The following is a 1,304-nucleotide window of genomic DNA, read 5'->3' as shown; positions in this document are numbered from 1 at the left end:
ACCCCTGCCGCTCCTTCCGCAAAGGAGGCGTCGCTGTGACCACACCCCTGTTGGCCGTCGAGGACCTGGTGGTCGAATACCCGGTCCCGGGCGGCGTGTTCCGCGCGGTGGACGGCGTCGGCTTCACCGTCGCGCCCGGCGGGGCGCTCGCCATCGTCGGCGAGTCCGGCTGCGGCAAGTCCACCATCGCCCGCTCCCTCGTCCGGCTGCTGCGCCCCACCGAGGGACGCATCCTGCTCGACGGCACCGACATCGCGTCGCTGCCCGAGCGGCGGCTGCGGCCGCTGCGGCGCCGGGTGCAGATGGTCTTCCAGGACCCGTACGGATCACTGGATCCGCATCTGACCGCCGAGGAGATCGTGGCCGAGCCGCTGCGGCTGGCCGGGATGCGGTCCGCCGCCGAACGCGGCCGCCGGGCCGCCCAGCTGATCGACCAGGTGGGCCTGCCCAGCAGCGCCCTGCAGCGCCGACCCGCCGAGTTCTCCGGCGGCCAGCGCCAGCGGATCGGCATCGCCCGCGCCCTGGCCAGCGGGCCCGACCTGCTGGTCTGCGACGAGGCCACGTCCGCGCTGGACGTCTCCGTACAGGCCCAGGTGCTCCAGCTGCTGCGTGAACTCCAGGCCGAACGGAACCTCGCCTACATCGTCATCTCCCACAACCTCGGAGTGGTCCGCGAGATCAGCTCCGAGGTGGTGGTGATGCGCGGCGGGCGGATCGTCGAATCGGGACCCACCGCGAACGTGCTCGCCGCGCCCACCGAGCCGTACACCAGGGCGCTTGCGGCGCGGGGGCGCTTCGACCCGGCGACGATGCGGGGGCGCAAACCGCGCGCCCTGGTGTCCGCGATCGCGACCGACCAGGACCATGATCGTGACCCGGACCATCACCGAACTTCAGGAGCAACGCAGTGAACGCGCACGCGCAGACCCACACCACCTCCCAGGCATCGCCCGGCGGGGTGACCGTGCCCGGGGCCCCGGTGCCGCTGTCCCGGCTGGTGCTGGGCACCATGACCTTCGGCGACACGGTGGACCGGGCGGGCGCCGAGGCGATGCTGGACGCGGCGCTCGACGCCGGGGTGACGGGCGTGGACACCGCCAACGCGTACGTCGGGGGCGTCACCGAAACCCTCCTCGCCGAGCTGCTGCCCGGCCGCCGCGACCGGATCGTCCTCGCCACCAAGGCCGGGATGCCGCACGCCGACGCCGGTGAGCACTCCCCGCTGTCCGCGCGCGGCATGCGCGCGGCCCTCGAAGGCAGCCTGCGCCGCCTCGGCACCGACCACGTCGACCTCTTCTACCTCC

At 73.6% G+C, this 1,304-nt stretch carries 2 protein-coding genes; both read left to right on the top strand.

The window, feature by feature from the left end:
* Positions 1-35 precede the first annotated feature (35 nt).
* Positions 36-911, top strand: a complete 876-nt coding sequence (locus SSOG_RS03625; protein ID WP_050799754.1) for an ATP-binding cassette domain-containing protein — start codon at positions 36-38, stop codon at positions 909-911.
* Positions 908-1,304: aldo/keto reductase (locus tag SSOG_RS03620; RefSeq protein WP_009712849.1), on the top strand; the 397-nt coding region annotated here is incomplete at its 3' end. The genes SSOG_RS03625 and SSOG_RS03620, both read left to right, overlap by 4 nt.

The sequence above is a fragment of the Streptomyces himastatinicus ATCC 53653 genome, from assembly GCF_000158915.1.
GTDB classification, from domain to species: Bacteria; Actinomycetota; Actinomycetes; order Streptomycetales; family Streptomycetaceae; genus Streptomyces; species Streptomyces himastatinicus.
Note: the sequence above shows the minus strand (reverse complement) of the source record. Positions and strands in the feature narration are given on the sequence as shown.